The sequence below is a fragment of the Sulfitobacter sp. M13 genome (genome assembly GCF_053474885.1).
On sequence record NZ_CM130281.1, the window covers coordinates 1745327 to 1770195 of the forward strand.

At 57.0% G+C, this 24869-nt stretch carries 21 protein-coding genes; 11 read left to right on the forward strand and 10 right to left on the reverse strand.

Translation table 11 applies throughout. The annotated features are described in order from the left end of the window. Positions 1 to 126 precede the first annotated feature (126 nt). Both ACVBAU_RS08360 and ACVBAU_RS08365 read right to left on the reverse strand, forming a co-directional pair. Complete coding sequence (locus ACVBAU_RS08360) at positions 127 to 936, reverse strand: ferritin-like domain-containing protein (RefSeq protein WP_448325659.1); 810 nt, start codon at positions 934 to 936, stop codon at positions 127 to 129. Next, positions 933 to 1394, reverse strand: a complete 462-nt coding sequence (locus tag ACVBAU_RS08365; protein ID WP_448325661.1) for a peroxiredoxin — start codon at positions 1392 to 1394, stop codon at positions 933 to 935. Before ACVBAU_RS08365 ends, ACVBAU_RS08360 begins: the two co-directional genes overlap by 4 nt. A gap of 99 nt (positions 1395 to 1493) precedes the next feature. Here ACVBAU_RS08365 and ACVBAU_RS08370 point away from each other — a divergent pair, with 99 nt between their 5' ends. The 6 genes from ACVBAU_RS08370 to uvrA all read left to right on the forward strand — a co-directional run bounded on the left by ACVBAU_RS08370 (position 1494) and on the right by uvrA (position 12476). After that, positions 1494 to 4850: a DUF3971 domain-containing protein gene (locus ACVBAU_RS08370; RefSeq protein ID WP_448325663.1), complete on the forward strand. Its 3357-nt coding sequence runs from the start codon at positions 1494 to 1496 to the stop codon at positions 4848 to 4850. A 9-nt stretch (positions 4851 to 4859) separates the two neighbouring features. Then, positions 4860 to 5912: a tRNA preQ1(34) S-adenosylmethionine ribosyltransferase-isomerase QueA gene (gene queA / locus ACVBAU_RS08375; RefSeq protein ID WP_448325665.1), complete on the forward strand. Its 1053-nt coding sequence runs from the start codon at positions 4860 to 4862 to the stop codon at positions 5910 to 5912. Between the two features lie 86 nt (positions 5913 to 5998). Beyond that, complete coding sequence (locus tag ACVBAU_RS08380; protein ID WP_138923560.1) at positions 5999 to 7261, forward strand: MFS transporter; 1263 nt, start codon at positions 5999 to 6001, stop codon at positions 7259 to 7261. Positions 7262 to 7342: 81 nt separating this feature from the next. Next, positions 7343 to 7909, forward strand: a complete 567-nt coding sequence (locus ACVBAU_RS08385; protein ID WP_448325667.1) for a DUF924 family protein — start codon at positions 7343 to 7345, stop codon at positions 7907 to 7909. 100 nt (positions 7910 to 8009) lie between these two features. Next, positions 8010 to 9404 (forward strand): dihydrolipoyl dehydrogenase, encoded by a 1395-nt coding sequence (lpdA, locus tag ACVBAU_RS08390; RefSeq protein ID WP_335745297.1) that lies wholly within the window; start codon positions 8010 to 8012, stop codon positions 9402 to 9404. A 189-nt stretch (positions 9405 to 9593) separates the two neighbouring features. Then, complete coding sequence (gene uvrA / locus ACVBAU_RS08395; protein ID WP_448325669.1) at positions 9594 to 12476, forward strand: excinuclease ABC subunit UvrA; 2883 nt, start codon at positions 9594 to 9596, stop codon at positions 12474 to 12476. 89 nt (positions 12477 to 12565) lie between these two features. On the opposite strand, the gene ACVBAU_RS08400 is transcribed toward uvrA, so the two are convergent. The 5 genes from ACVBAU_RS08400 to ACVBAU_RS08420 form a co-directional block, all read right to left on the reverse strand. Continuing rightward, complete coding sequence (locus ACVBAU_RS08400; protein WP_448325671.1) at positions 12566 to 12991, reverse strand: hypothetical protein; 426 nt, start codon at positions 12989 to 12991, stop codon at positions 12566 to 12568. 101 nt (positions 12992 to 13092) lie between these two features. Continuing rightward, the gene (gene mmsB / locus ACVBAU_RS08405; RefSeq protein ID WP_448328941.1) at positions 13093 to 13968 is read right to left on the reverse strand and encodes a 3-hydroxyisobutyrate dehydrogenase; all 876 of its coding nucleotides are present in this window, start codon (positions 13966 to 13968) and stop codon (positions 13093 to 13095) included. 2 nt (positions 13969 to 13970) lie between these two features. Further along, complete coding sequence (locus ACVBAU_RS08410; protein ID WP_448325672.1) at positions 13971 to 15014, reverse strand: enoyl-CoA hydratase/isomerase family protein; 1044 nt, start codon at positions 15012 to 15014, stop codon at positions 13971 to 13973. Next, a complete protein-coding gene (locus ACVBAU_RS08415) occupies positions 15011 to 16153 on the reverse strand; it encodes an acyl-CoA dehydrogenase family protein (protein ID WP_448325674.1) in 1143 nt (380 codons plus the stop codon). Before ACVBAU_RS08415 ends, ACVBAU_RS08410 begins: the two co-directional genes overlap by 4 nt. Positions 16154 to 16269: 116 nt before the next feature. After that, entirely contained in the window at positions 16270 to 17769 is a 1500-nt protein-coding gene (locus tag ACVBAU_RS08420) for a CoA-acylating methylmalonate-semialdehyde dehydrogenase (protein ID WP_138923553.1), read from the reverse strand. 195 nt (positions 17770 to 17964) lie between these two features. Here ACVBAU_RS08420 and ACVBAU_RS08425 point away from each other — a divergent pair, with 195 nt between their 5' ends. The 3 genes from ACVBAU_RS08425 (at position 17965) to coaD (ending at position 19935) form a co-directional block, all read left to right on the forward strand. Further along, on the forward strand, positions 17965 to 18861 hold the full coding sequence (locus tag ACVBAU_RS08425; protein WP_448325676.1) for a LysR family transcriptional regulator: 897 nt from the start codon (positions 17965 to 17967) through the stop codon (positions 18859 to 18861). Between the two features lie 60 nt (positions 18862 to 18921). Then, the gene (locus ACVBAU_RS08430) at positions 18922 to 19356 is read left to right on the forward strand and encodes a CBS domain-containing protein (RefSeq protein ID WP_093733051.1); all 435 of its coding nucleotides are present in this window, start codon (positions 18922 to 18924) and stop codon (positions 19354 to 19356) included. 84 nt (positions 19357 to 19440) lie between these two features. Next, positions 19441 to 19935 carry a pantetheine-phosphate adenylyltransferase gene (gene coaD, locus ACVBAU_RS08435; RefSeq protein ID WP_138923551.1) on the forward strand — a complete coding sequence of 165 codons (495 nt, stop codon included), beginning with the start codon at positions 19441 to 19443 and terminating at the stop codon, positions 19933 to 19935. 3 nt (positions 19936 to 19938) lie between these two features. Here coaD and gap (ACVBAU_RS08440) read toward each other — a convergent pair whose 3' ends face one another. The 3 genes from gap (ACVBAU_RS08440) to gap (ACVBAU_RS08450) all read right to left on the reverse strand — a co-directional run bounded on the left by gap (ACVBAU_RS08440) (position 19939) and on the right by gap (ACVBAU_RS08450) (position 22267). Continuing rightward, positions 19939 to 20943 carry a type I glyceraldehyde-3-phosphate dehydrogenase gene (gene gap, locus ACVBAU_RS08440; RefSeq protein WP_448325679.1) on the reverse strand — a complete coding sequence of 335 codons (1005 nt, stop codon included), beginning with the start codon at positions 20941 to 20943 and terminating at the stop codon, positions 19939 to 19941. Positions 20944 to 21058: 115 nt separating this feature from the next. Further along, positions 21059 to 21202 (reverse strand): hypothetical protein, encoded by a 144-nt coding sequence (locus ACVBAU_RS08445; RefSeq protein ID WP_167354526.1) that lies wholly within the window; start codon positions 21200 to 21202, stop codon positions 21059 to 21061. Positions 21203 to 21265: 63 nt separating this feature from the next. Beyond that, positions 21266 to 22267 carry a type I glyceraldehyde-3-phosphate dehydrogenase gene (gene gap / locus ACVBAU_RS08450; protein ID WP_448325681.1) on the reverse strand — a complete coding sequence of 334 codons (1002 nt, stop codon included), beginning with the start codon at positions 22265 to 22267 and terminating at the stop codon, positions 21266 to 21268. Positions 22268 to 22458: 191 nt separating this feature from the next. On the opposite strand from gap (ACVBAU_RS08450), the gene ACVBAU_RS08455 reads away from it, so the two are divergent. Both ACVBAU_RS08455 and ACVBAU_RS08460 read left to right on the forward strand, forming a co-directional pair. Beyond that, positions 22459 to 23454 (forward strand): DUF808 domain-containing protein, encoded by a 996-nt coding sequence (locus tag ACVBAU_RS08455; protein ID WP_138923548.1) that lies wholly within the window; start codon positions 22459 to 22461, stop codon positions 23452 to 23454. Positions 23455 to 23811: 357 nt separating this feature from the next. After that, positions 23812 to 24861, forward strand: coding sequence for a transketolase (locus tag ACVBAU_RS08460; RefSeq protein ID WP_448325684.1), 1050 nt, complete (start codon positions 23812 to 23814; stop codon positions 24859 to 24861). The last annotated feature ends 8 nt before the right edge of the window (positions 24862 to 24869 follow it).

Here is a 24869-nt window from a genome sequence, read left to right on the forward strand (position 1 = left end):
CGGTAGTGCTTAGCCATCGGGTGCCCCTCGGGCAACCCTTCAGGCTTTTTGACCGGCGGTTAATGAAACTTTAACGTTAAATTTGGCGATAAATTGCCGAAACAAAGGTTTAGCGCACGGCGTCAATCAAAGATTCTCGGTCAGGGGCCAATAGAAATCTGGCGGAATTCCCGCCTCGGCACGCTTTTCTTCGTTAAAGGGCGGCTTGAGCGCACCATGAAAATATTTACGAACCAAGCCGTGAAATGCTTCTTTTGGGTCCAGTTCATGGCGACCGCAGAGGAAATGGAACCACTTTGATCCATAAGCCACATGCGCAACCTCTTCAGCATAGATCGTCTCAAGCGCTTCAACGGCCTGCTTGGCCTTCGCACTTTTGAACACCTGGATCATATTGGGGGTCACATCCAGCCCGCGCGCCTCTAGGACCATGGGCACAACGGCAAGGCGACCCATGAAGTCATCCATCGTATCCTCGGCCGCGCGCCACATTCCAGCATGGGCAGGCAGGGCTCCATAGTGGCTGCCCAATGCTTCAAGACAATCGCACATCAGGTTGAAATGTTTGGATTCATCATCCGCGGCGCTGACCCAGTCATCATAGAATCCCATCGGCATTTTGATGTCGGTAAATCGCGCAATGATGTCCCAATGCAGATCGACCGCGTTCAGCTCTATGTGCGCCACGGCATGAAGTAAAGCTATCCGGCCCTCGGGCGAGCCGGGCTTGCGATGGGGCACATCGCGGGGCGATAAAAGCTCGGGCCTGTCGGGGCGGGCGGGACGCAGAGGCGGGTTTGATGTGCCAATCTCCGGCGTTTCTCCGGCAGCGCGCGCGGCACGCCATTCGGCAGCATATTGATGCGACAGCGCGGTTTTCTCGCGGCCATCGGCGGTACGCAGCACATTCTCTGCCATTTGGGCCAGCGCAATCATAGCGCGCGCACCGCGTCCAGTACCTCTTCTACGTGGCCGGCGACTTTCACCTTGCGCCAGATGCGAGCGATATTTCCATTTGCATCAATCAGATAGGTCGCGCGTTCGATCCCCATGGATTTCTTGCCATACATGTTTTTCTCGACCCAGACGCCATAGGCTTCGGTCACGGCACCGTCGATATCCGCCAGCAACGGAACGGTCAGCCCGTGTTTGGCTGCAAAATGGTCGTGCTTTGCCATCGTATCGCGCGAAACGCCCAAAACAACGGTACCCGCATCCTCAAACGCTTGCAGATATTCCGAAAAGCCGATCGCTTCCTTGGTGCAGCCCGGTGTGTCGTCGCGCGGATAAAAATACAAAACCACAGCCTTGCCCCGCAGATCGGAGAGCGAAATTTCGCCGCCGCCTGTAACAGGAAGCTTAAAGTCTGGTGCTGGTTGAGAAATCTCTGGCATTGGTTACTTTCTTATGTATTGGAAGCTTTTGTCTGCGCTGTCATACTAGTCGGGCTTGGCGAAACTTAAACCCCAAGACGCCCCAAAATCCGGACGCTCATGCCAAACACCAGCGCAGCCCCCCGCCACCCCAAGCGGAGACGACTTTGGCAGGCGACCAAATGGTCGCTGCTGGTTATTACGCTGATCGTCGCGGCCATCGCCGGCACCGCTATCTATCTGATCCGTAGCCCCATTGTGGTGCCAGAGTGGCTGGAGACCCGTATCGAGGAGCGCTTTGCCCAAGATATGCCACGGGCGCGGGTCGGATTCGGCGAGATGGTTCTGATCGTCGACAAAGGCTGGCGCCCACGCATCAGGCTTAGGGATGTAAATATCTCCAATCCGGACGGCGTCAGCTTTGCCGCGTTTCGTGAAGTGCAGGCCAGTTTTTCCGTTCAGGGGCTTTTGGCCGGCGAGCTGCAGCCCCGGGACATTTCAATGTTCGGTGTGGTCGCAAACCTGCGGCGTGACCTTGACGGCCGGGTCGCGTTGAGCGCGAGCAAGGGGGATGCGCCAGCCGAGCGGCGCGCGGCGACCATGCCTCAGCTGATTGGCCAACTGGATGCGGTGTTCGAGGCCAAGGCAATGCGCCGGCTGCGGTCGATCGAGCTGCGCGCACTGACGCTGCGCTACACCGATCTGCAGTCTGAAAGGATGTGGACCGTGGATGGCGGGCGCATGTTGCTGGATCGGGACGGGACGCGTTTGGACATCACGGCGGAGCTTGCAGTTTTGGGCGGTGGTGCCGATGTGGCGACGCTTTCGGCCAATTACACCAGCAAGCTTGGCGATACCGCGTCGCAGTTTGGTGTGAATTTCGACGGGGTGAGCGCCGCCGACATCGCGATCCAAAGTCCCGCTTTCGCTTGGCTGAATATATTGCGCGCACCCATCTCGGGTGCGGTGCGCAGCAGCCTTGACGAAGATGGAACCTTCGAGCCGCTGAATGCCGCGTTGCAAATTGGCGCGGGGGTCGTGCAGCCGAGCGAAAGCGCGACGCCCATTCCCTTTGACGGTGCACGTAGCTATTTCAGTTACGATCCGGACCAACGCCTGCTGCGTTTTGATGAACTGTCTGTCGAAAGTAAGTGGGTGTCGGGACGGATCGAAGGTGACGCAACGTTGGGCATCGACGCAAGCGGGAAGCTGGGACAGTTGGTGGCGCAAGTCCGCTTGCGGGATCTGGTCGCTGATCCTGCGGATCTCTACGTTACCCCTGTGTCGATTGAGGGTGCTGACGTCGATGCCAAAATAACGTTCAATCCGTTTCACATGTCTGTCGGACGCATGGATATCATCGACGGGGATACGACCCTGAACCTGTCGGGAGATTTGCGCGCCGGTACGCAAGGGTGGCAGGTGGCGTTGGATGCAGGATTGAACGCGTTGAAACCCGATCGCCTGCTGGAGCTTTGGCCGGAGAACGTCAAGCCAAAGACGCGCAAATGGGTAGCCGAGAACGTCTATGCCGGCGCGCTGAGCGACGTCGATCTTGCCTTTCGCCTGAAGCCGGGTGAGACGCCCCAAACCTATCTCGACTTTGATTTTCAGGGTGCAGAGGTACGCTTTTTGCGTACGATGCCAAACATTACGTCGGGCAGCGGTCATGCGAGCCTGTCGGCAAACCGCTTTGTGGTGAGTGTGGACAACGGCACCATCACGCCGCCTGACGCGACGCCAGTATCGGTTAACGGAACGTCGTTCATTATGCCCGATGTCACCGTCAAGGATGGCCCCCCCGGCATTGTCAGACTTCAGGCGGAGGCTAAAATCACCTCTATCCTGTCGCTGCTGAACCGGCCGCCGCTGCACGCAATGGACAAGGCGAACCTGCCCGTCGATATCGTTGATGCCGTGGCTGACGTGTCCGGGACCCTGTCGTTTCCGATGAAAAAAGGGTCTGACCCGAAGCTCACGATCTTTGACATTAGCGGGACGCTGGCCGACTTTAAAAGCGATCGCTTAGTCAAAGGTCGGTCGCTGCGTGCAGACGTGCTGACCTTGAATGTGTCCAACAGGGGCCTTGATATCAGGGGGCAAGGGCAGCTGGACGGGGTGCGCTTTGACGGGGAATGGGCCCAACCTTTTGGCAAACCGGGGGCTGCCAGCACTGTAAGGGCGGATATCGCGCTGAACGCACAGACGCTGGAAAGCTTCAACATCGCACTGCCCCCTGATACCGTGAGGGGCGAAGGTCGGGCTTGGTTCGCGATGGACTTGGTCAAAGGCAAGACGCCCAAATTTTCTGTCTCCTCCGACCTGAGCGGCCTACGTCTTTCGGTGCCGCAGATCGGCTGGACCAAGTCCCAATCGCAAACTGGCAAGCTTGAAATATCGGGGCGGCTCGGGCCGATTCCCGACATCGATACGTTGAAAATCAACGCACCGGGTCTGTCTGCGCATGGTGATGTGACGCTCAAACCAAGCGGTGGGCTGGATCGGTTGCGCTTGCACAGATTGTCTGTTGGTAATTGGTTGGACGTGCCCGTCGATTTGATAGGGCAGGGTGCCGGGCGACCCGTTCAGGTCATGGTGAAAGGCGGAAGCCTCGATCTGCGGAGGGCGAGCTTTGGCAAGACCAAGCCCAGCGGTGTCGCCAGCCCCCCCATGCGGGTGGCGTTGGACCGCCTGCAGGTGACGGACAAGATCGCGCTTACCGATATGAAGGGTGAATTTGACGTCGCTCGTGGCTTGGATGGGCAATTTATTGCAGCATTGAATGGTGGTACTGCGGTCTCGGGGCGCGTTGTGCCCAAGAATGGCCGTAGTGCAGTTCAGTTGACCGCAACCGATGCGGGCGGGGTTTTGCGCTCCGCTAATATAGCGAAACAGGTACATGGCGGCGCATTGTCGCTGACGCTGGTGCCGGTCGGTTCGGATGGTGCATTTGATGGGCATGCAGAGATAAAAGACGTGCGGATTAAAGATGCACCAACCATTGCTGCCCTTGTAAACGCTGTATCTGTCGTGGGATTGATCAACGAATTGAACGGCGATGGGATCTATTTTGATACGGTCGAGGCTGATTTCCGCCTCTCCTCCAATCGGGTGAATTTGACGCAAGCCAGCGCGACGGGCGCGTCGCTTGGCATTTCCATGGACGGGATTTTTGCCACTGATACCGGGCAGATGGCATTGCAGGGGGTGATCTCGCCGGTCTATCTGCTGAATGGAATTGCGAGCTTTTTGACCCGCAAGGGAGAGGGCCTGCTGGGCTTTAACTATACAATCGGGGGGACGGTACAGTCGCCGTCTGTCTCTGTTAATCCCTTGTCGGGTTTCCTGCCGGGCGCGCTTCGCGATATTTTTCGGACTGCGCCGAGGACGACGCCAAGTCAGCCAGGGGGCCTGCAAGCTGCACCTGTCGCACCCGCTACGCAAAAACCTGTTGCTGAACGCTTTGAGGGGCGCTAACCGGCGAGGATGAAACTCAGTGACTTTGACTTCGACCTGCCTGAACGCCTGATCGCCACGCGGCCCGCGGTTCCACGGACTGCGGCCAAAATGTTGGTTGCACAAGGCGATATCATTGTAGACAGCACCGTATCCCAGATCGCGGATTGGCTGCGCCCCGGCGATCGGCTTGTGGTGAACGACACCCGTGTGATTCCCGCGCGATTGACCGGGTATCGCAGCCGCGACAGCGCCCAAGGGCGCGTGCAGGCCCGTATTGAAGTGACCTTGTTGGAGCCGCGTGGCGATTCCGACTGGACAGCATTGATCAAACCTCTGAAAAAGCTGAAGCTTTCTGAAACGGTTGTCTTTAGCAGCGATCTTTCTGCGCGACTGGAGGGGATAGAGAACGGACAAGGCGTGTTGCGTTTTAACTGTTCTGGCCCAGATTTCGATGCGGCGCTCAATAGCGCGGGCGCGATGCCATTGCCGCCTTATATCGCGGGCAAAAGACCTGCCGACGCTCAGGATTTGACGGATTATCAAACCGTGTTCGCCAAGAATGCCGGGGCCGTCGCGGCACCGACGGCCTCGCTTCACTTTGATCAACCGTTGCTTGATCAGCTGGCCGCCATGGGGGTCAGTTTCAGCCATGTCACGCTGCACGTGGGGGCGGGTACCTTTCTCCCGGTTAAGGTCGACGATATTGCCGACCACAAGATGCATAGCGAATGGGGGCAGGTGAGCGCGCAAGCGGCTGCCGAGATTGTCGAGACCAAAGCCGCTGGTGGGCGGGTCATACCCGTCGGCACAACCGCGTTGCGGCTGGTCGAGACCGCGGCGCGATCGGGAATTATCCAACCGTGGGAAGGTGATACAGATATTTTCATCACCCCGGGGTTTGAATTTAACGTGGCTGACGCTTTGATGACGAATTTCCATCTTCCCAAATCAACTCTTATGATGCTCGTGTCGGCCTTAATGGGGCAGAAAACTTTACAAAACATTTACAAGCATGCGATTGAATCGAATTATCGGTTTTTCTCCTATGGCGATGCGTCCTTGCTGTTCCCTAAGACGTAAATAAGCGCCTGAACGTCGTTGAGGGGGGTGACACCTACCGTGATCGTCGTCAGGGAGGGATCACGTGGTGTTAAAGGATTCGTAAGATGCTTCAGGTACTGACCAGCGCATGGGCGCTTTTGTTGGGCATGTGTTTGCTGATGGTGGGCAACGGCATGCAGGGCACGCTTTTGGGTATTCGAGGCGGGATCGAAGCATTTTCGACGTTTGAAATGTCGATCGTAATGTCGGCTTATTTTGTGGGCTTTCTGGGGGGCTCGCGTATGGCACCGGGCATGATCCGTCGGGTTGGTCACGTACGCGTTTTTGCCGCGCTCGCGTCAATGATTTCTGCCGTCATGATTCTATATCCGACGTTCCCGAACGTCTTGGTCTGGTCAGCCGGGCGCGTACTGATCGGATTTTGTTTCTCTGCCGTCTACGTCACGGCGGAAAGTTGGCTAAATAACGCCGCGACCAACGAAAATCGCGGTCAGGCGTTGTCTTTGTATATGATCGTGCAGACGTTTGGCATCGTAATCGCCCAGGCATTGCTGCTCACGGCGGACCCGTCGGGCTTTGTGCTTTTTGTGATTCCGTCCGTTCTGGTAAGCGTCGCTGTTACGCCGATTTTGCTGTCGATCAGCCCCACGCCTGCGTTTGATACGACCAAACCGATGAGCCTACGTGAACTGGCCGGGTTTTCGCCGCTTGGCTGCGTTGGGATGTTCCTATTGGGCGGGGTCTTCTCGGCGCAGTTCGGCATGGCATCTGTTTACGGCGCTGAGGCGGGGCTGACGGTCGCGCAGATTTCGATTTTTGTAGCGACGTTTTTTGTTGGGTCGGTCATCCTGCAATATCCAATCGGATGGATGTCCGATCGCATGGATCGTCGCCTCCTGATTGTGATTACATCGGTGATCGGCGGTATCGGATCCATCGTCGGGATGCTGCTGGGGCATAACTTTACGATTCTTTTACTGACAGCCTTTGTTGTTGGTGGCATGTCTAACCCCCTGTATTCCTTGCTTATTGCGCATACGAATGATTTTCTTGAACCAGAGGATATGGCCGCGGCGTCTGGCGGGATGATCTTTATTAACGGGCTGGGGGCGATCTTGGGGCCTGTGATTACCGGTTGGATGATGGGTACTGCGCTTGGACCGGGGGGGTTCTATCTCTTTACGGCGGTCTTGTTTTTCGCCTTGTCCGTGTATGCATCCTATCGTGCGACCGTGCGACCGGCGATTCCTACAGATGAAACGGGCAACTACATTCCCATTTATCCCGCTGCGACGACCGTCGCGGTGGAGCTTGCGCAAGAATATGCCATCGAGAGCGAACAGGCTGCTGACGCCGAGGTGCCCTAGACGTTCTGCGAGGTCGCTATAGTTTGTACGTAGAACAGACCGAAGTGATCATCGCAGAAATAAATGAAAGGGTGCTAAAGTATGAAAACGGCAAAAGAGGTCCGAGAGTTCTGGATTGACCAGGTCGGACCGGAAGGCTGGTATGCCGTCCGGGATGAATTGGACGACACAATTCGCGCGCAGTTCTTAGATACGTGGGGGCTCATTGGGACAGGGCAATTGGACAGCTGGTTGACCGGTGCGGAAGGGGCCTTGGCCTACCTCATTCTGGCGGACCAGTTTCCCCGCAATATGTTTAGAGGGAGCGAACGCGCGTTTTCGACGGATGTGCGTGCCCTAAGAGCAGCGCAAACGTCTGTTCGTAAGGAATGGGACCAACTGATTGACGCGCCAGCACGGCAGTTCTTTTACCTTCCGTTCATGCATTCGGAAAGTTTGACTGATCAAGATCACTGTGTTCGCTTGATCTGTGAGCGGATGCCGGATGCTGGCGACACATTGCTGCATGCACAGGCCCATCGACAGGTGATCCGAAAATTCGGCAGGTTTCCCTATCGCAATGATGCCTTAGGGCGGCGATCGACCCCAGCCGAGTCCTCTTATCTGGACGCAGGCGGGTATGCGCACACTTTGCGCTCTATGGCGTGAATGCTGCGTTTACAAAGGCTGACCAATTCTCCGAGTTGCCGCCAATCGCAAGATAGTTTACCACTAAACTAAATTTCAATACGTGCTGCGAGGTTGCATAATGGCTGCTAAATCCTTTGATTTGATTGTGATCGGTGCGGGCCCTGGGGGCTATGTTGCGGCCATCCGTGGTGCCCAGCTTGGGCTCTCCGTCGCGATTGTCGAGCGGGAGCATCTAGGCGGCATTTGTCTTAATTGGGGCTGTATCCCGACCAAAGCGCTTTTGCGTTCATCCGAGGTGTTCCATCTGATGCAGCGTGCCAGCGAGTTTGGGCTTAAGGCGGATAATATCGGCTATGATCTGGATGCGGTGGTCAAGCGGTCGCGCAAGGTCGCGGGGCAGCTGTCGGGCGGTATCGGCCATTTGATGAAAAAGAACAAAGTCGCGGTGTTCATGGGCAGTGCGAGTCTGGCTGGCAAAGGCAAAGTCACTGTTAAGGCGAAAGAGGGCGAAGAGACGCTGATCGCCAAGAATATCGTTCTTGCGACGGGGGCACGGGCGCGGAACCTCCCCGGACTGGAGGCGGACGGTAAACGTGTATGGATGTATAAAGACGCACTCCAGCCGCCCCACATGCCGAAAAAGCTGCTTGTGATCGGCTCTGGCGCGATTGGCATCGAATTCGCGAGTTTCTACAACACTTTGGGCGCAGACACGACCGTGGTCGAAGTGATGGACCGCATTCTGCCTGTAGAGGACGAAGAGATCAGCAAATTCGCGAAAAAGCAGTTTGAAAAGCAGGGCATGAAAATCATGCAGAAATCTGTTGTCAAAAAGCTGGACCGTGCCGACGACAAGGTGACAGCGCATATTGAAACGGGCGGCAAAGTGACCAAGCACGATTTCGATACAGTGATTTCCGCTGTAGGTATCGTTGGAAACGTTGAAGATTTGGGGCTCGAAGATCTGGGTGTAAAGATCGACCGCACACATGTTGTGACGGATGAATATTGTCGCACCGGTGTCGACGGGCTGTACGCCATTGGCGATATCGCAGGCGCTCCTTGGCTGGCGCATAAGGCGTCTCACGAGGGTGTGATGGTCGCAGAGCTCATCGCCGGTCAGCACCCGCATCCGGTCAAGCCAGAATCCATCGCTGGATGTACCTATTGTCATCCGCAAGTTGCGTCGGTCGGCTATACAGAAGCGAAAGCCAAGGAGCTTGGCTTTGATGTTAAGGTCGGACGTTTTCCTTTTATCGGTAACGGCAAAGCGATTGCCCTAGGCGAACCGGAAGGCATGATCAAAACCGTCTTTGACGCCAACACCGGAGAGTTGCTAGGGGCGCATATGGTTGGTGCGGAAGTGACCGAACTGATCCAAGGCTATGTTGTGGGGCGTCAGCTGGAAACCACCGAAGAAGACTTGATGAACACGGTCTTCCCTCATCCGACCCTTTCAGAGATGATGCATGAATCCGTGCTAGACGCGTATGGGCGCGTTATTCACATGTAGGTGACGCTAGCGCATATGTGGTAGTCTCTTTTTGCAACGCCCGGTGACATCTTCAATGTTATCGGGCGTTTGGCGTTAAAAGGACGCATGAAAATGGACTGGGATACAGATGTTCCTCTTGTGTTCTTATTTTTCCGTTGGAGAATCCGTATCACGCACCTATGTACTAAGCGTTAACGGGGGTCCGATATGGCTGAGCTAAAGAACATCGAAGTGCGCGGCGCGCGCGAGCACAATCTTAAAAACATCGATGTGGATATTCCGCGCGATAAATTGGTCGTGATCACTGGCCTTTCAGGGTCAGGTAAATCGAGCTTGGCCTTCGATACGATTTATGCGGAAGGCCAGCGGCGCTATGTCGAGTCGCTGAGCGCCTATGCCCGCCAGTTCCTTGATATGATGCAGAAACCTGATGTGGATCATATCAGCGGCCTGTCTCCCGCGATTTCGATCGAACAAAAGACAACGTCGAAGAACCCGCGGTCGACCGTGGGGACGGTGACTGAAATCTATGACTATATGCGTTTGCTTTTTGCGCGCGTTGGCACGCCTTATTCCCCCGCGACCGGCAAGCCGATCGAGGCGCAGCAGGTGCAGGATATGGTCGACCGGATCATGACCATGCCAGAGGGTACGCGGGCCTTCCTGCTGGCCCCGATTATTCGTGACCGTAAAGGCGAGTACCGCAAGGAGTTCCTTGATCTGCGCAAACAGGGTTTCCAGCGCGTTAAGGTGAACGGTGAATTTTACGAGTTGGACGAACCGCCCACGTTGGATAAGAAATTCCGTCATGACATCGACGTTGTTGTCGACCGTATTGTCGTGCGCGAGGGGCTAGAGACACGGTTGGCAGACTCCCTGCGTACCGCGCTTGATCTGGCGGATGGCATTGCTGTGCTGGAAACCGCCCCGGCCGAGGGCGAGCCCGAGCGCCATACATTTAGCGAAAAATTCGCCTGTCCCGTCAGCGGCTTTACGATCCCCGAGATCGAGCCGCGGCTGTTTTCATTCAACGCCCCCTTTGGTGCCTGTCCGTCTTGTGATGGTCTGGGCAAAGAGTTGTTTTTTGATGAACGCCTTGTCGTTCCAGATCAAAACCTCAAGGTGTATGACGGCGCGCTGGCCCCGTGGCGCAAGGGTAAGTCCCCGTATTTCCTGCAAACTATCGAAGCTATCGCGAAACACTATAAATTTAGTGAAAATACGCGGTGGAAAGACCTGCCTGAAAACGTCCAGCAGGTTTTCCTGCGCGGTTCCGGCAAGGAAGAGATCAAGTTCCGCTATGACGAAGGCGGCCGCGTTTACGAGGTGAGCCGTGTGTTTGAAGGGGTGATCCCCAACATGGAGCGCCGCTACCGCGAGACCGACAGCAACTGGATCCGCGAAGAGTTTGAACGCTACCAGAACAACCGTCCCTGTGGCACCTGCAGTGGGTACCGTTTGCGACCCGAAGCGCTGGCGGTCAAGATCGGACCGTCCGAGGGAAAGCCCGAGACGCTGCTCCATGCGGGCCAGGTCGTGCAAATGTCGATCCGCGAGGCTTTCGATTGGTGCACCAACGTGCCCGATTATTTGACCGTGCAAAAGAACGAAATTGCGCGTGCGATCCTCAAGGAAATCCGCGAGCGGCTAGGATTTTTGAACAACGTAGGGCTGGAATATCTGACCCTTGCGCGGTCAAGCGGCACATTGAGCGGCGGGGAAAGCCAACGTATCCGTCTTGCCTCGCAGATCGGGTCGGGGCTCACGGGGGTGCTTTATGTGCTCGACGAACCGTCCATCGGCCTGCATCAGCGCGACAACGACCGTCTGTTGCAAACGCTGAAAAACTTGCGCGATCAAGGCAACACAGTGATTGTTGTCGAACATGACGAAGAAGCGATCCGCGAGGCGGATTATGTCTTTGATATCGGTCCGGGTGCCGGGGTGCATGGCGGGCGGGTCGTTAGCCATGGGACAGCCGAAGAGGTGGCGAATGACCCGAATTCACTTACGGGTCAGTATCTTACCGGCAAGCGGCAAATTGCGGTGCCTGCCAAACGGCGTAAAGGGAACAAAAAGAAAATCCGCGTGGTCAAGGCCACGGGGAATAACCTTCAGAACGTGACGGTGGACTATCCGTTGGGCAAGTTCGTCTGTGTGACGGGCGTGTCGGGCGGCGGTAAATCGACGCTGACCATCGAGACGCTGTTCAAGACCGCGTCAATGAACCTGAACGGTGCCCGCCAGACGCCCGCGCCCTGCGAAACCATCAAAGGCCTAGAGCATCTGGATAAGGTGATCGACATCGACCAGCGTGCGATTGGCCGTACGCCGCGGTCGAACCCTGCGACCTATACCGGTGCCTTCACCCCGATCCGCGACTGGTTCGCCGGTCTGCCCGAATCCAAGGCGCGCGGGTACAAGCCGGGTCGTTTCAGCTTTAACGTCAAGGGCGGGCGCTGCGAGGCTTGTCAGGGCGACGGTGTTATCAAGATCGAGATGCACTTTTTGCCGGACGTCTATGTCGAATGTGAAACCTGTAAGGGGCAGCGTTATAACCGCGAAACGCTTGAGGTGAAGTTCAAGGGCAAATCCATTGCCGACGTGCTGGATATGACCGTCGAAGATGCGCAGGGTTTCTTTCAGGCGGTGCCAAGCATCCGCGAGAAGATGGATGCCCTGATGCGCGTGGGCCTTGGGTACATCAAGGTGGGCCAGCAGGCGACCACGCTGTCAGGCGGCGAAGCGCAACGCGTCAAACTGTCAAAAGAGCTCAGCAAACGATCTACGGGCCGGACCCTGTATATTCTGGATGAACCCACCACAGGTCTGCATTTCGAAGACGTACGTAAGCTGCTTGAGGTGCTGCACGAGCTGGTGGATCAGGGGAATTCGGTGGTCGTCATTGAACACAACCTCGATGTGATCAAGACCGCCGATTACATCATCGACATTGGGCCCGAAGGCGGGGACGGTGGCGGTCAGGTGGTCGCCACTGGTACGCCAGAGCAGGTGGCAGAGGTAGAGGGAAGCTATACTGGGTATTACCTCAAGCAGATGCTGGCCCAACGCAAGGTTGCGGCTGAATAGTCGGCTTGTCGCGCCCATCATAGGTACGAGAAAAAATGCCCCGTCCTTCACAGGCGGGGCATTTTTATGGGTTATTTATGATCTTAGGCTCAGTTCAAAAGCCGAGAGGCAACGCCGATCAGCGCGAGAACGTCGTTGGTCCGGGGGTCGACGGCGTAGATATAACCGTTGTCCTGGACATAGCGATCATACCGCGTGAGGCCGTGGGTGTGGGGGCGTTCAACCACAACATAGTGGGTCAGCCTGTCGCCTTTGGCGTGCTTGTGCTTACTATGGCCTTTCGCCAGATGGCGCCCGTTGTCGCTGTAGGTCTTTTCGTGCTTTTTGACGGCTTTCTTATATTCTTTGACAGCCTTCTTATGCTGCTTGTCGTGCTTGTCATGACTGATCAGCGTCGCCTGTGGGGCAGCACCGATAAAATGCCCCTGCGAGCCATAGGTGGCAGCGCCAGCCTGTACAGCAGGGCTGAATGCCATCACGGCAAAGGCGCTTGCAGCTAGGGTAAGGGTTTTCATACTCGTTCTCCGTTCACTGTGTCGATACAGTAACGAACGAACGGGCATCGGGTTTCCGTCGCTTATTCTTGCAGCAGAAACCCGTTTGTCATGACGCGTGGTCAGCCGTTGCGGCCGCGTGTTTCAAAGCGCGGCAGCATGGCCGAGAAATCCTTGCCGTGGCCGTCTTCATTCTCGACAAACTGAGCGTAAAGCGCACGGGCCAGCTCCCCCATTGGGGTATCCGCGTTTGCCATCTCTGCGGCCTGCTGGGACAGACCAAGGTCTTTGAGCATCAGTTCGGCAGCAAATCCGGGCGTATAGCCGTTATCGGCAGGCGAGGTGGGGCCAACACCGGGCGCAGGGCAATAGGCGTTCATTGACCAGCTATACCCCGACGACGTGCTGACGACGTCGAACATTTTTTGACGGTCCAGCCCCAGTTTGTCGGCCAGCGCAAAGGCCTCGCAGGTGGCGATCATCGTAACACCAAGGATCATGTTGTTGCAGATTTTCGCGGCCTGACCAGCACCGGCATCGCCGCAATGCACGGCCTTTTGTCCCATGATGTCGAACAGGGGCTTGGCGTTGGCGAACGCCTCTTCGGATCCGCCAGCCATGAAGGTCAACGTGCCGCCAGAGGCCCCGCCAATACCACCGGAGACAGGTGCGTCAACGGCCATGATACCTTTGTCTTCAGCTGCTTGCGCGGTGTTCTTCGCGCTTTCTACATCCACGGTGGAGCAGTCGATAAACAGGGTACCTTGCGCCATATGCGGGATCGCCTGCGCTGCCACCTGCCGCAAGATCGACCCGTTGGGAAGCATGGTGATGACCGCGTCCATGCCAGCGACAGCGGCTTCAAGGCTGTCTGCAACGCGCACGCCTTCCGCAGTGGTGCCCGCGACATCAAAGCCCGCCACATCATGCCCCGCTTTGGCGAGGTTGGCGGCCATCGGTGCGCCCATATTGCCCAGTCCGATAAATCCGATCTTCATGCTCATGTCGTTTTCTCCAGTGTCAGGGCGTCTTCGGCCAGCGGGCGCAGCATCTTGGCTGTCGCGGCAAGCGGGACGTTCATATCGGCGAATTGCCAGCTTGGGTTACGGTCCTTGTCGATGATCGCGGCGCGGATGCCTTCCAGAAAATCGCCATGCTCCATTGCGCGGAAGGTAAAGCGGTATTCCATATCCAGCGCCTTTTCTATGCTTAGCGACGGACCGCGCAGACGGTGAATGATCTCTATTGTGCAGGCCATTGCGAGGGGGCTGCTGCGTTGCATTTTCTTGAGCGTGTCAGTGGCAAAGGCGCTGTCTGATACGCGCAGGGCATTAAGGATATCGGCCAATGTCTCGCCCGCGAAGAAGCTGTCAATCTCTTCGGCCTGCGCCGCCAGAGCGGAGGCGGGGGGCGTCGTGCTCGCGGTTGCCAGAATAGCGACATCGCCAGAGTTCTCTAGTGCGGCGATCACATCAGGCCAGTTTAGCTCTGCAATGTAAGTATCGGCAAAGCCTGCATAAATCGCGTCTTCACCCTTCATTCGTGACGCCGTCGTGCCCAGATATTCACCCACCCGTCCGGGGGCCAGCGCCAGCATCAGGCTGCCGCCTACATCGGGCACCAGACCAATGCCGCATTCCGGCATCGCGATCTGGCTGCTTTCCCCCACGATCCGGTGCGACCCATGGCATCCGATACCGACACCGCCGCCCATCGTGAACCCCTGCAGAAAGGACACAACCGGCTTAGGGTAGGCGAAAATTTTGGCGTTCAGACGATATTCATCGGCCCAGAACGTGCGCCCGTAGGCATAGTCGCCCTTGGTGCCTGTGGCATAGAGTTCGGCAATATCGCCGCCCGAGCAAAAGGCACGATCCCCTTCAGCATCTAGGATAATCAGATCAACATTCGGGTCATGTTGCCATGCGTCGAAAGCGTCTTCGATGGCGAGACACATGTCGTAGGTCATGGCGTTCAGCGCCTGAGGGCGGGTCAGGGTGATCCGACCCGCGCGGCCTGAGATACGGATGGAAATATCGGTCATCGGTTTTTCAACATGTCGCGCGCGACAATGACCCGCATGATTTCGTTGGTGCCCTCAAGGATCTGGTGCACCCGTAGATCGCGCACCAGCTTTTCGATGCCGTAATCTGCCAGATAGCCATAGCCGCCATGCAGTTGCAGGCATTGATCCACGACTTTGCTACCGGCTTCGGTCACGAACTTCTTGGCCATGGCGCAGAACTTCGTTGCATCGGGTGCGCCGGTGTCCAGCTTCCACGCGGCCTGCCGCAAGAACACGCGGGCGGCCTGAAGTTCGATCTCCATCTCGGCAAGGCGAAACTGTAGCCCTTGGAACTGGTCGATAGGTTTGCCAAAGGCCTTGCGGTCGCCCATATAGTTCAGTGTTGCGGTCAGCGCGGTCTGCGCAGCCCCCAAGGAACAGGCGGCGATGTTCAAACGGCCCCCATCCAGCCCCATCATCGCATATTTGAAACCTTTGCCTTCTTCACCCACCAGATTTCCGGCAGGAATGTTGCAATTGTCAAACTGGACCTGCGACGTCGGCTGGCTGCGCCAGCCCATTTTATCCTCTAGCCCGCCAAATGACAGCCCTTCGGTTCCCTCTTCGACATAGACAGTGGACACACCCGCCGCACCGTCATCCGACGTGCGTACCATCGCGACATAAGCGTCGGAATACCCGCCGCCCGAGATGAACGCTTTGGTCCCGTTCAGCCTGTAGCCGTCGTTCGTGCGTTCGCATTTCGTCTTGAGCGCCGCCGCATCAGAGCCGGATCCGGGCTCTGTCAGGCAGTAGCTTAGCACCGTGTTCATACTTAGGATGTTAGGCATGATCCGCGCCTTGAGCTCATCACTGGCAAAGCTGTCCAGCATTTTGGCGCACATGTTGTGGATCGACAGGAACGCCGCGACCGACGGGCAGGCCATGCTGAGCGCCTCGAACACCAGCGTCGCGTCCAGCCGCGTCAATCCGGAGCCGCCGACGTCCTCGGACACGTAAAGCCCGCCAAAGCCAAGCTCTGCAATTTTGGGCCAAAGGTTTTTGGGGATCGTTTCGTCTTTCTCCCACTTCCGGGCGAAAGGGGCGATATGGTCCTGGCCAAAGCCATAAGCCATGTCGAAAATCGCGGTTTGCTCTTCTGAAAGTGCGAAATCCATAAACGGTGTCCCTCCCAAGACCTGTCGAATTGAACGTATGTTAAATTGTAAGCACGACCAAGGCGATCACGCAAGCTCCCTCCGGCGGGGAAACCGCCGAAGGGTAGGGATAGGGCTTATTCCATCGGTTTGAAGTTGAACTCGCCACCTTCTTTGATGCCCGAGGGCCAGCGCGAGGTCACGGTTTTAGTGCGTGTGTAGAATTTGAACGCGTCCGGACCGTGCTGGTTAAGATCGCCAAAGACCGATTTTTTCCAGCCGCCAAAGGTGTGGTAGGCCAGCGGCACGGGGATTGGCACGTTGATGCCGATCATGCCGACGTTCACGCGGGCGGCAAAATCACGGGCCGCATCGCCGTCGCGGGTAAAGATCGCGGTGCCGTTGCCCATCTCGTGATCCATCGCGAGGCCAAGCGCCTCTTCGTAGGTCTTTGCACGTACGGTGGACAGAACTGGCCCGAAAATCTCGTGCTTGTAGATGTCCATGTCGGGGGTGACATTGTCAAAGAGGTGCGGGCCAACAAAGAAGCCGTCTTCATACCCTTGCAGTTTGAAGTCGCGGCCGTCTACGACCAGCGTGGCACCCTGATCAACACCAGTTTGCACCAGCCGTTCGATGTTTGCCTTGGCAGCCGCGGTGACCACGGGGCCGTAATCGACGTCCTTGCCCGAAGTATAGGGCCCGACTTTCAGCTTTTCGATACGTGGCACCAGCTTTTCAATCAGACGGTCGGCGGTTTCGTCGCCCACAGGCACGGCGACCGAGATCGCCATGCAGCGTTCGCCCGCAGCACCATAGCCCGCGCCGATCAGCGCATCGGCGGCTTGGTCCAGATCGGCGTCTGGCATGATGATCATGTGGTTCTTGGCACCGCCAAAGCACTGAACCCGCTTACCATTCGCACAGCCCGTGCCATAGATGTATTCGGCGATCGGGGTGGAGCCGACAAAGCCGACGGACTGAATGACTGGATGATGCAGGATCGCGTCAACCGCTTCTTTGTCGCCGTTGACGACCTGAATGATGCCCTTGGGCAGGCCTGCTTCTTCCAGCAGTTCTGCCAGCATCAACGGCACGGATGGATCACGCTCGGACGGTTTGAGGATGAATGCGTTGCCGCAGACGATGGCGGGGGCAAACATCCACATCGGGATCATGGCCGGGAAGTTGAACGGGGTGATGCCCGCCGACACGCCCAAAGGCTGGCGCATGGAGTACATGTCGATGCCAGGGCCGGCGCTGTCGGTATAGTCGCCCTTCAGCAGCTCTGGCGCGCCGATGCAGTATTCCACGACTTCAAGGCCGCGCTGAACGTCACCGGCAGCGTCGGGCAGGGTTTTGCCGTGTTCGCGGCTCAGTGCTTCGGCCAGCTTATCCATATCGCGGTTCAGAAGGTCCACGAATTTCATCATGACCCGCGCGCGACGCTGGGGGTTCACCGCGGCCCAAGCAGGCTGTGCTGCCATAGCGTATTGTACGGCCTGATCCATTTCGGATTCGTTGGCCAGCGGGCATTGGGCCTGCACTTCACCCGTGGCGGGGTTGTACACGTCTGCGAAGCGGCCTGAGGTGCCTTTGACGTGGGCGCCGTTCATGTAGTGGGTCAATTCTTGCATTGAATGCTCCTTTACTGCGTTTGGCGGCAGGTTAGCCTTGCAAAAAACAAAGGAAAAGGGGCATCAGGTCAAAATCGTTTTGCATTATTGCAAAGCCCTGTTGTGGCTGAAAGAGTGGAGGCGGGGCGCTGCCCCCGTCCTTTGGACGTCCCCGGAGTTTAAGGGCAAAATGAAGAGCGTGAGGGAGCGTGACAAATGATGGGAAACTGGGACGATCTGCGATTGTTTCTGGCAGTCGCCCGCGAACAGAGCCTGTCAGGGGCGGGTAAACTGCTGCGGCTTGATCCGGCGACCCTGGGGCGGCGTATGGCGCGGTTGGAAAAGGCCATGCAAGCGGTGCTATTTGTGAAATCTCCGTCGGGGTATGCCTTGACCGAGGCGGGGACGCAGTTACTGGCCCGGGCCGAGGCCGCAGAGCAGGCGATGCGACAGGCCACGGCGGATGTTGCCGTGCCGTCAGATCAGTTGGCAGGGCAGATCAGGATCGGGGCCCCGGACGGGTGTGCCAACTATCTGTTGCCACAGGTCTGCGCCCGGTTGGTGGCCGAAAATCCGGGGCTTGATATCCAGATCGTCGCCTTGCCGCGCGTGTTCAACCTGTCGCGACGCGAGGCAGATATGGCGATCGGGGTCAGCGCGCCGACGGCGGGCAGGCTGGTCGTGCAGAAAATTGCCGACTATCAACTGCATCTTGCCGCTGCCGATAGCTATCTTGCGGAGCGTCCCGCGATACAATCGGTGGCCGATCTGCAGGGGCACCGCTTGGTGGGCTATATCCCTGATATGATTTTTGACCGCGAGCTTGATTATCTGGCAGCGCTTGGCATGACCCGGGTGCCCTTGGCCTCAAATTCGGTGTCAGTGCAGGTCAATATGATCCGTCAGGGTGGCGGGGTAGGAATCGTGCATGATTTTTCGCTTGCGGCGACGCCGGGGGTGACGCGCATTTTGACGAAGGATGTCAGCCTAAGCCGCGCGTTTTATTTAATTCGCCACGAGGACGACCGCCGCAATCTGCGTCTGAGCCGTTTTGCAGAAGCATTGGCGCAAGGTGTCCGTGCCGAAGTCGCAAAACTGGAGGCAATTACTTGACACGCAACAGTATTAAAGGGAACCTGACTTAAAGGTAATATTCTTGCGAAGGGGCCGATCATGCTAGTTTCCCAAATCCTCAAAACCAAGGCAGACGATAGTGTTACGACGGTCAAACCGGGGACACGCATCGCCCAAGCAGCGGCCATGTTGTCGGAAAAGCGGATCGGGACCCTGGTCGTGTCGGCGGATGGCAAAACCCCTGACGGTATCTTGTCAGAGCGTGACATCGTACGCACCCTTGGCCGCGAGGGCAGCGGCTGTCTGGACGACACCGTAGAGGCGCTGATGACGCGCGATCTGGTGACCTGTGCCATGAATGAAACCGCTGATGATATCCTTGCCAAGATGACCCAAGGCCGGTTCCGCCACATGCCCGTGGTGAAGGACGGCGAACTGATCGGGCTGATATCGCTCGGCGATGTCGTCAAGGCGCGCCTGATGGAGCTTTCGATGGAGAAAGACGCGCTGGAAGGAATGATCCGGGGGCACTAGCCCCGGCGAATTTGGCGTTGCATCTTTGTGGTGTAAATGCTTGCTTACACTTAGAATAACGACTTGAAATGACTGGACTCTCCCATGCGCGTTGGCCTTTACCCCGGCACCTTTGACCCGATTACTTTGGGCCATATCGACATCATCCGGCGGGCGGCGACGCTTGTTGACAAACTGGTGATCGGGGTCGCGATCAACCGTGACAAGGGACCCTTGTTCGAGCTGGAAGAACGCGTCGCCCAAATCGAAGAGGAATGCCGCAAGCTGAATGCGGAAACCGGTACAGAGATCGTTGTCCACCCGTTTGAAAACCTGCTGATCAATTGCGCCCATGATGTGGGTGCCCAAATGATTATTCGCGGGCTGCGTGCTGTGGCTGATTTTGAATATGAATATCAAATGGTCGGAATGAACCGGAAGCTCGATGATAGCGTCGAGACGGTATTCCTCATGGCCGAGGCCGAACATCAGGCGATTGCCAGCCGGTTGGTCAAGGAGATTGCCCGGCTTGGCGGGGACGTCAGTAAATTTGTGACGCCCGCCGTCAATGCCGAGCTGTTAAAGCGGTTTAATCAATAACGTTCAGAGGGTTTTCGCAACCTCGCGCGAGGTGTCGAGCATACGGTTCGAGAACCCCCATTCGTTGTCGTACCAAGCCAAAACCCGCAGTTGCGTCCCGCTTTGGACCGACGTCTGATCAAGGGCGACAACACACGAATGTGTATCGTGGTTCAGGTCGATCGACACCAGCGGACGCTCTACCAGACCCAGAATTCCCTTCAGTGGGCCTTCTTGAGCGGCGGAGCGCAGGGTGTCGTTGACCTGATCCACAGTGACCTCTTTGGACAATTCGACCACCAGATCGACGCAGGACACGTTGGGCGTGGGCACACGGATAGCGGTACCGCCGATCAGCCCGTCCAGCTCCGGCAATACCTTGCCCAGCGTTTTCGCCGCACCGGTGGTTGTGGGGATCATCGACAGGGCCGCGGCGCGGGCGCGGTACAGGTCGCTGTGAGCCGTGTCGTGCACCGGTTGGTCGCCCGTGTAACTGTGAATTGTGGTCATGTGCCCGTGCTTGATGCCAAAGGCGTCATGCAGGGTTTTGGCCAGTGGGGCCATGCAGTTGGTGGTGCAGGACGCGTTGCTTAGCACGGTGTCCTCGGCAGTGATGAGATCGTGGTTCACACCGTAGACGATTGTTTTCATCGCGTCTTTACCCGGTGCAGAGATCACAACCCGCTTTGACCCGTTCGCCAGATGCTTGGCGGCGGCGTCGCGGGTGGTGAAGATGCCAGTACATTCCAACACGATGTCCACGTCGCCCCAAGGCAGCGCTGCAGGGTCGCGTTCGGCGGTCACGCGGATCGGGCCTTGGCCCACATCCATTGTGTTTTCACCCAAGGTTACGGGGCGGCCAAAGCGACCGTGCACAGAGTCGAATTCGAACAGATGCGCATTGGTTTCCAGCGGGGCAAGATCGTTGATTGCCACCACCTGCAAATCATTGTCGCCACGCTCAATCAATGCGCGCAAGACATTACGACCGATGCGGCCAAAGCCGTTGATTGCCAATTTGGTTGCCATGGGGCGTCCTCCTGAATGTGATAGCGCTAACATCGGCATTTATGACAAAGTGTCAAGCTGTGCGGGGTAATATTGCGTCAGGGGGAAGTTAAGAAGGGCAGGGCAAGCGCACGGATCAGCGCCAGAATGCCAGCCAATCAATCAGGTCGACAAATTTTTTGGTCAGAAAAATCAGGTGCTCGCTGCCATAGACCAGCGCATCAATTCCCAGTGCGGTTAGCAGTACAACAGCGAGGGAGATGGCGATGGGGGTGTCCATGGGGCGGTGGTCCTTGCCTGCGGGTGGCCCAGATATGACAGGGCAACCCGCGCGTCGCAAGTCTTAGCCAAGTTTGCCCATGGCGACGGCCACATCGGCCATACGGACAGAGAAGGCCCATTCATTATCGTACCACGCCAGAACGCGCACCAGACGCTTGCCGACAACCTTGGTTTGGTCCGGGGCGAAGATCGATGAATGTTCGGTATGGTTGAAATCAACCGATACCTTTTGTTCGGCGTCATAGGCCAAGACACCCGACATTGGGCCGTTCGCCGCGACGCGCATCGCGTCATTGACCTCTTCGACCGTTACATCGCGACCCGCGGTAAAGGTCAGATCGACGGCACTGACGTTGGGGGTCGGGATGCGCATCGCAGTCCCGTCAAGTTTGCCCTTCAGCGCAGGCAGTACTTCACCCAACGCCTTGGCCGCGCCGGTAGAGGTCGGGATGATCGCCATAGCAGCCGCGCGGGCGCGGTACAGATCGTCATGACGGCGGTCGAGCGTGGGCTGGTCACCGGTATAGCTGTGCACTGTGGTCATGATGCCGCTTTCGATGCCGAATGCGTCATGCAGTGCCTTGGCCAGCGGGGCGAGACAGTTGGTCGTGCAGGACCCGTTGGAAATCATCGTATCAGAGGCTTGCATCTCGTGGTCATTCACACCGTAAACGACTGTGCGATCAACGTTTTTGCCCGGTGCAGACAACAGCACGCGCTTGGCCCCCTGATCCAGATGCACCTTGGCCAGCAGGCCGTCGTTGAACTTGCCAGTACATTCCAGCACGACGTCGCAGCCTTCCCAGTTCAGGTCGTTCATCTGATAGGTCGACATGACCTCCATCTCGCCGCGGCCCAGATCAAGCGTGCCGTTGCCGACCTTAACCTCGTTGGGAAAGCGCCCATGCACTGAATCGTATTTGATCAGATGGGCCGCAGTCTCCAGAGGACCGGTCGCGTTGATCCGGACCACCTCGATATCATCCCGGCCCGATGCCGCAATATGAGACAGGGTGCAGCGGCCGATGCGGCCAAATCCGTTGATACCGACTTTGATGGTCATGGGGACGTCCTTTGGCAAAGATCTGGAACTTTCCGGTTCTATATCTGGTGGCCGTGAAGGGGGGGAAGGGCCAAAACCCTCTAATTTCCGTATGTTAGCGATAAATGTTAGTGTTAGCGATAACCCTTTGATTGGCTTTGCCTTCCGCCTGCGCTGCGCTACCCTTAGCGCAACAAAGATGGAGAGATTAAATGAGCGGCCTATTAGCCCTGTTGGATGATGTTGCAGCAATTGCAAAGGTGGCCGCGGCCAGTGTGGATGATGTGTTCGGGCAGGCGGCCAAGGCCAGTGCCAAGGCTGCGGGTGCCGTGATCGACGATGCTGCCGTGACCCCCAAATACGTGAGCGGTTTCGAGGCCGACCGCGAGTTGCCCATCATCTGGCGCATCACCAAAGGGTCGCTGAAAAACAAGCTGGTGTTCTTGCTGCCCGCAGGTTTGCTGCTGTCGAATTTCGCCCCGTGGCTCATTGCGCCTTTGTTGATGTTGGGCGGGGCTTACCTGTGTTTTGAGGGGGCTGAAAAGATCGCCCATGCGCTTGGGGTGGGGGGCAAGGGCCACGAAGAGCATCCCCCCGGTGCCGATGAAAATGTAATCAAAGACCCCGCCAAGCTCGAAGAGCAAAAGGCAAAAGGCGCGATCAAGACCGACTTTATCCTGTCCGCCGAAATCATGACAATCGTTCTGTCCAACCTAGAGGTGTCGAACTTCTGGATGGAGGCCGGTGCCCTAGCCGCCGCGGCTGTGATTATCACGGTCGCCGTCTATGGCTCGGTCGCGCTGATCGTAAAAATGGACGACGTTGGCCTCTATATGGCGAAGAACGGCAATCTGGGTCTGACCCGGGGTCTCGGGCGTGGGATCGTGCGCGGTATGCCGTGGTTCCTCAAGGCGCTGACCATTATCGGCACAGCCGCCATGCTTTGGGTCGGCGGATCAATCATTGTACACGGTATGGAAGAGCTCGGCTTTGCTGGCCTCGGCCATCTGATCCACGACTACGCTGTCGCCTTTGGCCATCTGGTCCCCGCTGCTTATGTTGGGGCCGCTGAATGGATCGCCAAGGCTGCAATGGACGGTGTGTTCGGTCTGGCCCTTGGGCTGGTGCTGATCCCGGTGGGTGAAAAGATCATTACCCCGCTGTGGCGCGCTATCTTCAACCGCAAGGATGCTGACGCTCACGCTTGATTGGCGTAGGTGAGAAGAAGGGAAAGGGGGCGCAGGTTGCGTCCCCTTTTTTAATGGCTGGATGAGGTCGGACGTTGGGGGGCTGCTGCGTGCCCTCTATAAGCGTCGCTTCAGTATGTGGGGGAACGCCGCGGCGACCTTACAGCAAGACCTATCAGCGAACGTCAAGATATATCCTTGGTTCCGATAGGAGCTGCGGCTGGAAAAAACCTGGAGCCCACGGTGCATTGGAACCTTTGTCACGCCTCGTCGGTTAAGCGGTAAGGCATGGGACGCCATAACGTTCACCCCGACATGTCATCTTTTGAAATTCAGTGCAGGATGCTTGATCCGCCACTTTGATATGGAGGTCTTTTTATGAAATTCACCCCCCTCGCTTGTGCAACCATACTGGCTTGCGCCGTAGCACCCGTTCTTAACGCAGGTGTCGCGTTGCCCAGTGCGACAATTTCTTCCCTGACCGTGCCAATGGCGCAGGATTTCCAGATCGTGAAGATCAAGAACGACAAGGAAAAGGGCCCTAAAAAGGCTAAAAAAGAAAAGCCTAAAAAGGAAAAACATAAGAAGGAAAAACACGCGAAAAAAGAGAAAAAACACGAGAAGCAGGCCAAGAAGCTAGAGAAGAAGCTTGAAAAGCACGATAAGGTAAAAGTGAAAGTCAAACGGTCGAAAGAGGACCGTTCACGCATTTCAAGCGAGATTCTGGAAGTGCGCGCACCTGAAGGTCGTGACATGAGCGTGCTACTTGGTGCCGTGCCACTGGCGCTTTTGGGCTCTCAGATCGCCTTTGCTGACGTCCCCGAAGAAAAACTGCTGACCTATCGCAACTGCCCACCGGGCCTGGCAAAAATGGACCCACCTTGCGTACCCCCTGGTCTTGCCAAAAAGGGCGTGAGCTATGAGGAATGGGTGGCATACGACGATAAGCAGCTTGACGACATCTATCTTGATCAGCGTGAGTATTTTCTGGATCGGGACATTGTTGTCGATGGCGGAAAAGATATGGATCGGGACATCGCCCGTGACGAAAATCTGGATCGGGACGTCTTCCTTGACGACGATACCCTGCTGCTGAGCTCGGACCAGATTGCATCGCTTTACGATCTTCGTCCCGCACCGGCAGACAAGCGCTATGCGTTGATCGATGGCCAGCCTGTGTTGCTCACCCACGAAGATTACACATCGCTGCTGCGGATCAATGAACTGGCGCGGGTAGAAAACCTGCCAGAGGGCGTGCGCATTGCACCCACAGCAGCGTTGACGCAGAACGAACTGCGCCAGACCTACAAGCTGCCACAGCTAGAGACGGGCAATAACTATGCTGTTGTGAATGGTGAGCTGGTGACGTTGCAGGACAGCGCATTCGAGACACTACAGCTCATCCGGATCGCACGCGCCATTTTTTAAAGCCGCGC

Bases quoted from the DNA above. Each gene is read 5' to 3' on its own strand.
- ACVBAU_RS08410 (WP_448325672.1), bottom strand. From the start codon at position 15,014: ATGACCGATATTTCCATCCGTATCTCAGGCCGCGCGGGTCGGATCACC.
- queA (WP_448325665.1), top strand. From the start codon at position 4,860: ATGAAACTCAGTGACTTTGACTTCGACCTGCCTGAACGCCTGATCGCC.
- ACVBAU_RS08425 (WP_448325676.1), top strand. From the start codon at position 17,965: ATGATGGGAAACTGGGACGATCTGCGATTGTTTCTGGCAGTCGCCCGC.
- gap (WP_448325681.1), bottom strand. From the start codon at position 22,267: ATGACCATCAAAGTCGGTATCAACGGATTTGGCCGCATCGGCCGCTGC.
- ACVBAU_RS08415 (WP_448325674.1), bottom strand. From the start codon at position 16,153: ATGGATTTCGCACTTTCAGAAGAGCAAACCGCGATTTTCGACATGGCT.
- ACVBAU_RS08400 (WP_448325671.1), bottom strand. From the start codon at position 12,991: ATGAAAACCCTTACCCTAGCTGCAAGCGCCTTTGCCGTGATGGCATTC.
- ACVBAU_RS08430 (WP_093733051.1), top strand. From the start codon at position 18,922: ATGCTAGTTTCCCAAATCCTCAAAACCAAGGCAGACGATAGTGTTACG.
- gap (WP_448325679.1), bottom strand. From the start codon at position 20,943: ATGGCAACCAAATTGGCAATCAACGGCTTTGGCCGCATCGGTCGTAAT.
- coaD (WP_138923551.1), top strand. From the start codon at position 19,441: ATGCGCGTTGGCCTTTACCCCGGCACCTTTGACCCGATTACTTTGGGC.
- ACVBAU_RS08365 (WP_448325661.1), bottom strand. From the start codon at position 1,394: ATGCCAGAGATTTCTCAACCAGCACCAGACTTTAAGCTTCCTGTTACA.
- mmsB (WP_448328941.1), bottom strand. From the start codon at position 13,968: ATGAAGATCGGATTTATCGGACTGGGCAATATGGGCGCACCGATGGCC.
- ACVBAU_RS08380 (WP_138923560.1), top strand. From the start codon at position 5,999: ATGCTTCAGGTACTGACCAGCGCATGGGCGCTTTTGTTGGGCATGTGT.
- ACVBAU_RS08460 (WP_448325684.1), top strand. From the start codon at position 23,812: ATGAAATTCACCCCCCTCGCTTGTGCAACCATACTGGCTTGCGCCGTA.
- ACVBAU_RS08385 (WP_448325667.1), top strand. From the start codon at position 7,343: ATGAAAACGGCAAAAGAGGTCCGAGAGTTCTGGATTGACCAGGTCGGA.
- ACVBAU_RS08445 (WP_167354526.1), bottom strand. From the start codon at position 21,202: ATGGACACCCCCATCGCCATCTCCCTCGCTGTTGTACTGCTAACCGCA.
- ACVBAU_RS08455 (WP_138923548.1), top strand. From the start codon at position 22,459: ATGAGCGGCCTATTAGCCCTGTTGGATGATGTTGCAGCAATTGCAAAG.
- ACVBAU_RS08360 (WP_448325659.1), bottom strand. From the start codon at position 936: ATGATTGCGCTGGCCCAAATGGCAGAGAATGTGCTGCGTACCGCCGAT.
- ACVBAU_RS08420 (WP_138923553.1), bottom strand. From the start codon at position 17,769: ATGCAAGAATTGACCCACTACATGAACGGCGCCCACGTCAAAGGCACC.
- lpdA (WP_335745297.1), top strand. From the start codon at position 8,010: ATGGCTGCTAAATCCTTTGATTTGATTGTGATCGGTGCGGGCCCTGGG.
- ACVBAU_RS08370 (WP_448325663.1), top strand. From the start codon at position 1,494: ATGCCAAACACCAGCGCAGCCCCCCGCCACCCCAAGCGGAGACGACTT.
- uvrA (WP_448325669.1), top strand. From the start codon at position 9,594: ATGGCTGAGCTAAAGAACATCGAAGTGCGCGGCGCGCGCGAGCACAAT.